This is a genomic window from Thiohalocapsa sp. (assembly GCF_019695415.1).
Lineage (GTDB): Bacteria > Pseudomonadota > Gammaproteobacteria > Chromatiales > Chromatiaceae > Thiohalocapsa.
Window position 1 is genome coordinate 1 of the sequence record NZ_JAIFKJ010000647.1, and the last position, 8,375, is coordinate 8,375.

An 8,375-nucleotide genomic window follows, 5' to 3' on the forward strand; every position below is an offset into this window, starting at 1 on the left:
GCGGCTCGCCGTGCTCCGGGCAGTGGGGCGTGCCCACCCGCGCATAGAGCAGGCGCAGGTAGTCGTGGATCTCGGTGATGGTGCCGACGGTGGAGCGGGGGTTGTGGGAGGTGGTCTTCTGCTCGATGGAGATGGCGGGGGAGAGCCCCTCGATCTGGTCCAGGTCCGGCTTCTCCATGACCGACAGGAACTGCCTGGCGTAGGCCGACAGGGACTCCACGTAGCGGCGCTGGCCCTCGGCGTAGATGGTGTCGAAGGCCAGCGATGACTTGCCGGAGCCGGAGAGTCCAGTGAACACCACCAGCCGATCCCGCGGCAGGTCCAGGTCTAGGTCCTTCAGATTGTGCGTGCGCGCTCCGCGGATGCGGATCGAGTCCATGCCTAACGGCGCCTCCCGGGTCTCGTAGTCAGCCTTGCGAGAAACGTTGATCCAATGGCGCGGTATCGCCTCAGTTACCGCCCGCCAAGCGCTCGTACAGGGCGTCGGCTTCTGCCTTCTCGGGGAAGGACTGGGTCTTCAGGTTCAGCAGCACGCGGCGCGCGCCGGCCTCGTCGCCCGTGCCGGCGAGCGCCTGGGCGTAGCGAAACGCGATACTGGGGTCCGCGCTGCTGGAATGGGCCTGCGAGAGCAGTGGTAGTGCCTCGGCGTAGTCCCCTTTGGCCAGCAATACTGTGCCCTTGGTGTCGATGAAGGCCGCGTTATTGGGGTTCAGCGCCAGCGCCCGCTCGGCATAACCCAGTGCCTCCTCCGGCGCTGTTTCCGCCAGCAGCATCGCCAGATTGTTGAGGGCGATGGGATTGCTCGCATTGCTGTCGAGCACGCGCCGGTACTGCTCGATAGCAAGCGCCTCATCGTCCGCCTCAAGGCCGAGTTGCGCCAGCGCCAGGCGACCTGCGACGTTACTGGGATGCGCCTGCAGCCACTCCCGCATCAGGTGAAGCGCCTCTGCGGGCCGCCCGGCGCTGGAGCGTGCCTCGGCGAGCCAAAGCGTGTAAACGAGGGTGTCCGGATGGGCCGAGGCGAGCTCGCCCAGTATGGTACTGGCCTCGGCGAAGTCGCCCTTCCCAATCAGGAAGCGTGCCCATGCGGCTCGCAGTGTGGGATGTTCGGGCGCCAGTGACAGGAGCCGTTCCAGCATGGCTTCACGCTCAGCGCCCCCCGGTTGGGCGGCGAGAATCCGAGCCAGGCGTTCGTGCTCCAGCTCGGCATCGCGGTCGAGCTCCAGGCCAGTCGATAAATTGGTCTCCGCTGCCCGCAGATCCCCGCGCTGGGCATTCAGCGAGGCGAGCAGATAGCGAAACCGGGGTATGGTGGGATTGCGCTCGGCGAGCTCTATGAGCGTCGCTGCTGAGGCCGTCGCGTCGCCAGCTGCAAGCTCGGCCTGCGCCTTCAGCAACAGCAGAGCCTGGCTTCGCTTCTGTTCCGCCGGTGCGCGCTCGAGCAGAGTCCGAGCGGCACTCGCATCGCCGTCTGCGAGATAACTGCGTGCCAAAATCAGGCGCAGGCGTAGGGCGTCGGGGCTTTGGTCGAGGAGGGCCTTGATGCGCTCGATGAAGCTCTCGGTGTCGCCCTCGCGTTGCTCGAGGGCTGCGCGCGCGAGCGCAATATCCGCATTGTCCGGATCTGCCTCCAGGGCAGCGTCCAGCACTGCGCTGGCTTGCTCGGGCCGGTCCGTGCCGAGCTCCAGGGCGGCCAGTGCGAGGGCGGCGCGCTCGAAGCTCGGGTCAAGCTCCAGCGCCTTGCCGAACGCTGCACGGGCCGCGTCGAGCTCTCCGGCTTGGGCGAGCAGGGCGGCTTTGGCGGTGTATGCCAACGGGTTGTTCGGCGCGCGCTCGAGGAACTCGTCGGCCGCGGCACGGGCAGTATCCGGCTCACCTGCGCTGATGGCGGCGCGCATCAGCAGCATGCGAGCACGCTCGTTATCGGGCTCGGCGCTCACCACCCGTTCGAGCAGCGTACGCGCGCCTTGTACATCGCCGTCGGCAAGCAATTGCTGGGCATGGGCGAGCTGTGCGGACGGGAGTTCGGGGAAGCGCTCGGCGGCCTTGGTGACGAGTGCTTTCGCCTCATCCGCGCGGCCTTGTTGTGCGAGCGCCCGGCGCAGCAACTCCATGGCCAACGGTGATGCGTTGGTGGACCCGGCGATAGGGCGAATTGCTTCCTCCGCACCAGCGGCGTTGCCTAGCGCGAGGCGGGTGCTCGCGAGCAGTTCACGCGCCTGAGGGTTGTCCGGCAGGGCGGCCGTGAGTCGCAATAGGTACTCTTCCGCCTGTGCGTGACGGCCGACGCGGTTCAATGCCTGCGCCGCGTAGTAGATTGCGGTTGAGTCGTCGGGCGCCAGCTGCAGGTAGGCGTCCAGCCGCTCCGCGGCGGTGGCCGCATCGCCTTGCAGCAGGGCAAGGCGTCCTTCCAGGTAGGCAAGGCCGGGAAGGCGCTCTCGCTGTCGGCGCACGGCCTCGATGTCGGCGGACGCCGATTCCAAGTTCTGCTCATCCAGGTGCACCACGGCCCGCTGGTAGTGCAGCGGCCAGCTGCTGCGGGCGTGCTTGATTGCCTGCGTGTAGGCGTCAATGGCAGCCTGGTTGTTGCGCTCTATCCGCTCCAGGGTTGCCAATGCCTGCCAGGCATCCGCCGACTCCGGATGCAGGTCCATCGCATGACGGATGCTCGCCCGCGCGGCGGCGGTGTCGCCGCGGCGCAGCTCAAGGGTTGCCATACCGAGGATGGCTCGCAGGGCGCTGGGGTCGGCATCCACCGCTTCTGAGAAGGCCTTCGCGGCGGCGTCCGCGTGCTCCTGGTATAAGCGCACGCTGCCCCGCAGCGCCAGAATGTCCGTTCGTTGGGCGGGGGTCGCATCCTCGGTCGGGTCGGCCCATTCCAGCGCCCGGGACATGGCACGCGGGGCCAACAGCGCTTCAACGAGACCTATTCGTGTCTCCGCATCGTCGGCGCCCGCATCCCTGGCGCGCATGAACTCCTGCTCGGCAGCGAGCGGCTGGCCAACGTCTAGGTAGATACGCCCCAAGAGCATGCGTGCTGCGGCATCATCAGGGCTTTGCTGCAACAGGCTCTTGAGGCGGACGATAGCGCCTTGGATCTCGCCTTGGTGCCAATCCTTTTCCGCGTCATCTATCGAGGCGTTCGCGAAGGTTGGTATGCCCAGCAGTAACGACAGCAGCGCCACGCAGAGGCGCAGGACGGGTAGACGACCTTGGAGTCGGGTCTGGATTTGGCTGGCCATATTGGTGGTTCTCCCTGGTCAGTGGCACAACGACGCCAGCATCATAAGCATCGCCTGAGGGTTCGTCAGGCCGGCGTGCGCACACGGGGGCCTAGCGCCGACGAACTGCAGTGCACGTTTTCGTGCCCGTCGATGATGTCATGGCTCGGATGCACCGCACCGAGGGTCATCCATCGTTTGCCTGGTCGCTACGGCAGGGCACTCTTGCGACAGGCCGTCGGCAGCGACGGATAGGCCCTCGCTCTTACCTCTTGGCGTTCTGCAGCGCCGTGATGCGCTCTTCCAGCGGTGGGTGGCTCGCAAACAGCTTCTTCAAGCCGTCGCCGATGTTGCCGGAGATGCCGAAGGCGGCGAACTCGCCGGCCGGCAGATCGTGGGGCTCATGCACACGCTGCAGTGCGCGCAGGGCGGCGATCATCTGCTCGCGGCCGGCGAGTCGGGCACCGCCGGCGTCCGCCCTGAACTCACGGAAACGCGAGAACCACATGACGACGATGGAGGCGAGGAAGCCCAGGATGATCTCCGCAATGATCGACACCACGAAGTAACCGATGCCGACACCCCCGCTGTCGTTATTGCCGCGCAGGGCGGAGTCGACGAAGCCGCCGATGACCCGCGCCAGCACGATGACGAAGGTGTTCAGTACGCCCTGGATCAGCGCGAGGGTCACCATATCGCCGTTGGCGACGTGGCTGATCTCGTGGCCGACCACGGCCTCCACCTCGTCTCGGTTCATGTGCTGCAGCAGCCCTGTGCTGACGGCCACCAGCGCGTCGTTGCGGTTCCAGCCGGTAGCGAAGGCGTTCGGGTCCGGCTGATCGAAGATACCCACCTCCGGCATGCGGATGCCGCTCTGCTCGGATTGCCGGCGTACAACCTCGAACAGCCATTGCTCGAAGGGGGTCTGCGGCTGTTCGATGATCTGCACGCCCATGGAACGCTTGGCGAGCCACTTGGACATGAACAGTGAGATCATCGAGCCGCCGAAGCCGAACACGAGCGCGAGGATCAGCAGCCCGCTGCCGGTCTGTGCGGACACGCCAAGGATGCTCAACACGATGTAGAGCACCGTCAGGATCGCGAAGTTGGTCGCGACGAACAGCAACACTCTCAGCATCTGCGGATTTCTCCCAGTGGATCAGGATGGATTTGGTGTCGGTCGGAAATTTCAGCGCAAGTAACATGGATGCCCGCTGCGGCCGGCGCAAGTCATCCCGGCGCTGCGGGGTAAGCGCTCACGGTCGGTACGGCCAGAAGCGCCGGGCCTAGAGGGTGGACACATCCGCCGCAGCCGATTATAGTGCGCGGCTTACTGGGGCCATAGCTCAGCTGGGAGAGCGCAACACTGGCAGTGTTGAGGTCGGCGGTTCGATCCCGCCTGGCTCCACCAAACACCGGTATGGGAAGTCCGGCCGGCCGCCTCGCGGCCGGCCGGTTTTTCGTCCGAACCTGCCTCATGTCCCCATCGTCTAGAGGCCTAGGACACCGCCCTTTCACGGCGGCAACCGGGGTTCGAATCCCCGTGGGGACGCCAAACCAGGTAAAGGGTTGCTCGGGTTTCCGGGCAGCCCTTTTTGTTGGATGCAGAAAGGGCGCAATGCCTGTCTCGGGTTCGGCTCTGGTGTTGGCGCTGTGGATCCGGCCGATGTCAGAGTGGCTTGTAGCTGAATTTCTGACCGCCGATGCTGGCCTCGTACATGAGCCCGCCCTTGGTTACCGTGAAGACAGCCATGCCCTTGTAGTATCGCCCTGCGGTCGCCGCGTCGTGCTCGGTACCGCTGGCAGTCACAGAGCTGCCGGAGGTGCGTGCAGCGGCGGAAACACCCGCGGTGATCGCCACCGCCTCGGCCTGCGCGGAAAACTCGAAATTCCCGCTGGTAAATTCTTCAAAGGCGCGTCGGTCTTGCAAGAACACGATCATGCTGTAGGCCTGACCACCGAGCTGCCAGCCGATGCTGAGCTGCGTGACCGTGGTTTTGCCGACGGGGCTTGCATCGCCGCTGAGATAGACCAAGCCCTCACCGAAGGCGCCGCCGACACCAATGCCTGCTTTCCCGACAGTGGGGAACACCGCATATCCGTAGCTGTTCTCGAAGAAGCTGGCGCTTTCCCCTGCTTGGCGGAAGACTTCAATGGTGGCCTGATACTTGTCTGCCCAGGCCCCTTCGACGGCCAGTAGTAGGACACAGGCCGTGAGAAGGGCTTTCGAACGGAATGCTGCGACGACCATATGGGATCTCAGTGCGGAAGTGCGGGCCAATTGCCAGGCCCGATTGGGGAATGCCCGGCGGCGCGGGCCTAGGTGGAAACGCTGTTCGCACGGCACCGGCATAGCAGACGCCAGGGTACTAGAACCGGGAGCGGAGTGGGATGTCGATGGCCTGGGTTTATTTGATCTTCGCCGGCTTCTTCGAATGGGGCTGGCCCGTGGGGCTCAAGCTCGGGATGACCGACGCCGGGGTCCGCTGGGGCTGGCTCGCCTTCTCGGTGCTCTGCATCGCCGCCAGCGGCACCCTGTTGCTGCTGGCGCAGCGCAGCATCCCGATGGGTACGGCTTACGCGGTCTGGACCGGTATCGGCGCCGTCGGCACCTTCGTGCTCGGTCTTCTCTTGTTCGGCGAGCCGGCCGGCGTGGCGCGCTTCTTCTTCGTCGGCCTGATCGTGATCGGCATCGTCGGTCTGAAGCTCGCCTCGCCGCAATAAGGACCACCGATAAAAAACCGCCCAGCGCCGCGGCGCTGGGCGGTTTCCAGAGTCGACCCTCGGCGCAGCCGAGGGCGGCTGTGAGCGTCAGCCCGCGAAGTTGGCGCTGACGAAGTCCCAGTTCACCTTGTCCCAGATGGCATCCAGGTACTTGGGTCGGGCGTTGCGGTAGTCGATGTAATAGGCGTGCTCCCAAACGTCGACGGTCAGGAGCGGCGTCAGGCCCTCGGTCATCGGGTTGCCGGCGTTGGAGGTGTTGTGGATGTCCACGCCGCCGTCGGCAGTCTTCACCAGCCAGGTCCAGCCGGAGCCGAAGTTTGTGGCGGCAGACTGGTTGAAGGCCTTTTTGAACTCGTCGAAGGAGCCCCACTTGGCTTTGATGGCGTCACCCAGGGTGCCAGCGGGCTCGCCGCCGCCGTTGGGGCTGAGGCAATTCCAGTAGAAGGTGTGGTTCCAGACTTGGGCCGCGTTGTTGAACACACCGCCGGAGGCGTTCTTGACGATGTCCTCCAGGGACATGCTTTCGAACTCGGTGCCCGGAATCAGGTTGTTCAGGTTGTTGACGTAGGTCTGGTGGTGCTTGCCATAGTGGTACTCGAGGGTCTCCGCGGAGATCACGGGCTCGAGGGCATTCTTCTCGTACGGCAGGGCGGGGAGCTCATGGGCCATGGTTCGCCTCCTGGTTGACGTGTTGTTGAGATATCGGCGGCTGTGCCGGTGGTTTCGCTCGTTGCGGCAATCTTGTGCCCGCAATGGGGTATCTCAAGACGACAACGAGCTGGCGATGCTCGGGCCTGAGCAGCTTTGCCGCGGGGCGGGCGGCGTGTGACGATAACTATCCATCCAAAACCATTGCCGTTTTGCCTGCTGCCCGCAGGCCATCTTGCCGCCATGAACGCCATCCAGCTTAGCCTGTTCGTGAGCCGCCTCAGCGCCGTCTGTGACGAGATGGCGGCGGTGCTGCGCAATGCGGCACTATCGCCGAATATCCGCGACCGCCTGGACTTCTCCTGCGCCGTGTTCGACGCGGAGGGTGCCCTCTGTGCCCAAGCGGCGCACATCCCGGTGCATCTGGGCAGCATGGCCCATGCCATGGCGGACCTGGTGGTCCGTTTCGACTGGTCCGACGGCGACATGGTGATCGTCAATGACCCTTTCCTCGGCGGTACGCATCTGCCGGATGTCACCCTGATTGCGCCGGTATTTGCAGATGCTGGCCCAGGACGCCCGCAGCTCGCCGGATTCGTTGCCAACCGCGCGCACCATGCCGACATCGGTGCCAGCACACCTGGTTCCATGCCTATCTCAGAGCGCTTGGACGAGGAGGGCGTCGTCATCCCGCCTCGCCTGCTGGTTCGCGCCGGCCGCCTCGATGAGGCGGCTCTGGCGGAGATCACTGACGCCACGCGCAGCCCCGGCCACGCTCGCGGCGACTTCTTCGCGCAGATGGCGGCCAACCGTGCCGGCTCCGCGCGGGTGGCGGCGCTCATCGCCCACGGCGGCCTGGAAGCCTTCGGCAATGGGCTGCGCGCCATGAACGACTACGGCGAGCGCTTGGCCCGGGCTGCCGTTGGCGCCATTCCGGACGGTTGCTACCGCTTCGAAGACGTCTTGGACGACGATGGCCGCGGGAACAAAGATATCCCCATCCGGCTGGCTCTCGCCGTGGATGGCGACAGCGCCCATTGCGACTTCACCGGGACCGCCCCGCAGGTGGCGGGCAATGTCAACTGCCCGCTGGCGGTGGCCGCTGCAGCCGTCTTCTACTGCTTCCGCTGCCTGATGCCGCCGGAGACGCCCGCCTGCGCCGGGGCGCTGCGCCCGCTCGCCCTGGATGCGCCCGAAGGGTGCCTGCTCAACGCCCGCCGACCGGCGGCGGTGGCGGCGGGCAATGTGGAGACGAGCACCCGCATCGTCGATGTGCTGTTGGGGGCGCTGGCCCAGGCCGAGAACGACCATTGGCACGGCCACATTCCAGCGGCGAGCCACGGCAGTATGAATAACCTTGCCATCGGTGGCGTACGCGACGGTACCGCCTGGGACTACTACGAGACCATCGGCGGCGGCATGGGTGCCGGTGCCGCAGGCGGCGGTCTGAGCGGCGTGCAGACGCACATGACCAACACGCTCAATACGCCGATCGAGGTCATCGAGTCCCGCTTTCCGCTGCGGGTCACCCGCTATGCTGTTCGGCGCGGCTCCGGCGGCGCGGGTGCGAGACCCGGCGGTGACGGACTGATCCGGGAGCTTCAGTGCCTCGCGCCGGCGCAGGCGACGCTCATCGGCGAGCGCCGCCGGCATGCCGCATGGGGCATCCAGGGCGGCGAGGCCGGCAAGCCCGGCGGCCAGTGGCCGACAGACCGCACATTGCCAGGAAAGGTGGCCTTGGGCCGGGCACACGGGGCCCGGCGGGGCACCAAGAGCCCGGGG

General features: G+C 66.0%; 6 protein-coding genes, 2 tRNA genes and 1 pseudogene. 4 read left to right on the top strand and 5 right to left on the bottom strand.

What is annotated here, in order from left to right; all coding sequences use genetic code 11:
* The 3 genes and pseudogenes from I6U14_RS17590 to htpX all read right to left on the bottom strand — a co-directional run.
* Nucleotides 1-379: pseudogene (locus I6U14_RS17590) on the bottom strand (excinuclease ABC subunit UvrA); the annotation flags it as partial.
* A gap of 70 nt (nucleotides 380-449) precedes the next feature.
* Entirely contained in the window at nucleotides 450-3,242 is a 2,793-nt protein-coding gene (gene prsT / locus I6U14_RS17595; RefSeq protein WP_296901095.1) for an XrtA/PEP-CTERM system TPR-repeat protein PrsT, read from the bottom strand.
* Nucleotides 3,243-3,486: 244 nt separating this feature from the next.
* Entirely contained in the window at nucleotides 3,487-4,359 is an 873-nt protein-coding gene (gene htpX / locus I6U14_RS17600; RefSeq protein ID WP_296901096.1) for a protease HtpX, read from the bottom strand.
* Nucleotides 4,360-4,556: 197 nt separating this feature from the next.
* Here htpX and I6U14_RS17605 point away from each other — a divergent pair.
* Both I6U14_RS17605 and I6U14_RS17610 read left to right on the top strand, forming a co-directional pair.
* A tRNA-Ala gene (locus tag I6U14_RS17605) sits at nucleotides 4,557-4,632 on the top strand.
* Between the two features lie 68 nt (nucleotides 4,633-4,700).
* Nucleotides 4,701-4,776, top strand: a tRNA-Glu gene (locus I6U14_RS17610).
* A 114-nt stretch (nucleotides 4,777-4,890) separates the two neighbouring features.
* Here the strand turns inward: I6U14_RS17610 and I6U14_RS17615 are convergent.
* Nucleotides 4,891-5,472 carry a lipid-binding SYLF domain-containing protein gene (locus I6U14_RS17615; RefSeq protein WP_296901097.1) on the bottom strand — a complete coding sequence of 194 codons (582 nt, stop codon included), beginning with the start codon at nucleotides 5,470-5,472 and terminating at the stop codon, nucleotides 4,891-4,893.
* Between the two features lie 146 nt (nucleotides 5,473-5,618).
* Between I6U14_RS17615 and I6U14_RS17620 the strand changes: the two genes are divergently transcribed.
* The gene (locus I6U14_RS17620) at nucleotides 5,619-5,945 is read left to right on the top strand and encodes a multidrug efflux SMR transporter (protein ID WP_296901098.1); all 327 of its coding nucleotides are present in this window, start codon (nucleotides 5,619-5,621) and stop codon (nucleotides 5,943-5,945) included.
* 87 nt (nucleotides 5,946-6,032) lie between these two features.
* Here the strand turns inward: I6U14_RS17620 and I6U14_RS17625 are convergent, their stop codons facing one another.
* Nucleotides 6,033-6,614 (bottom strand): Fe-Mn family superoxide dismutase, encoded by a 582-nt coding sequence (locus I6U14_RS17625; RefSeq protein WP_296901099.1) that lies wholly within the window; start codon nucleotides 6,612-6,614, stop codon nucleotides 6,033-6,035.
* Nucleotides 6,615-6,836: 222 nt separating this feature from the next.
* Here I6U14_RS17625 and I6U14_RS17630 point away from each other — a divergent pair.
* On the top strand, nucleotides 6,837-8,375 hold a 1,539-nt coding region (locus I6U14_RS17630; protein WP_296901100.1), incomplete at its 3' end, for a hydantoinase B/oxoprolinase family protein.

What these genes read in the sequence shown, in the direction of transcription:
- prsT (WP_296901095.1), bottom strand. Translation starts at nt 3,242, where the DNA reads ATGGCCAGCCAAATCCAGACCCGACTCCAAGGTCGTCTACCCGTCCTG.
- htpX (WP_296901096.1), bottom strand. Translation starts at nt 4,359, where the DNA reads ATGCTGAGAGTGTTGCTGTTCGTCGCGACCAACTTCGCGATCCTGACG.
- I6U14_RS17615 (WP_296901097.1), bottom strand. Translation starts at nt 5,472, where the DNA reads ATGGTCGTCGCAGCATTCCGTTCGAAAGCCCTTCTCACGGCCTGTGTC.
- I6U14_RS17620 (WP_296901098.1), top strand. Translation starts at nt 5,619, where the DNA reads ATGGCCTGGGTTTATTTGATCTTCGCCGGCTTCTTCGAATGGGGCTGG.
- I6U14_RS17625 (WP_296901099.1), bottom strand. Translation starts at nt 6,614, where the DNA reads ATGGCCCATGAGCTCCCCGCCCTGCCGTACGAGAAGAATGCCCTCGAG.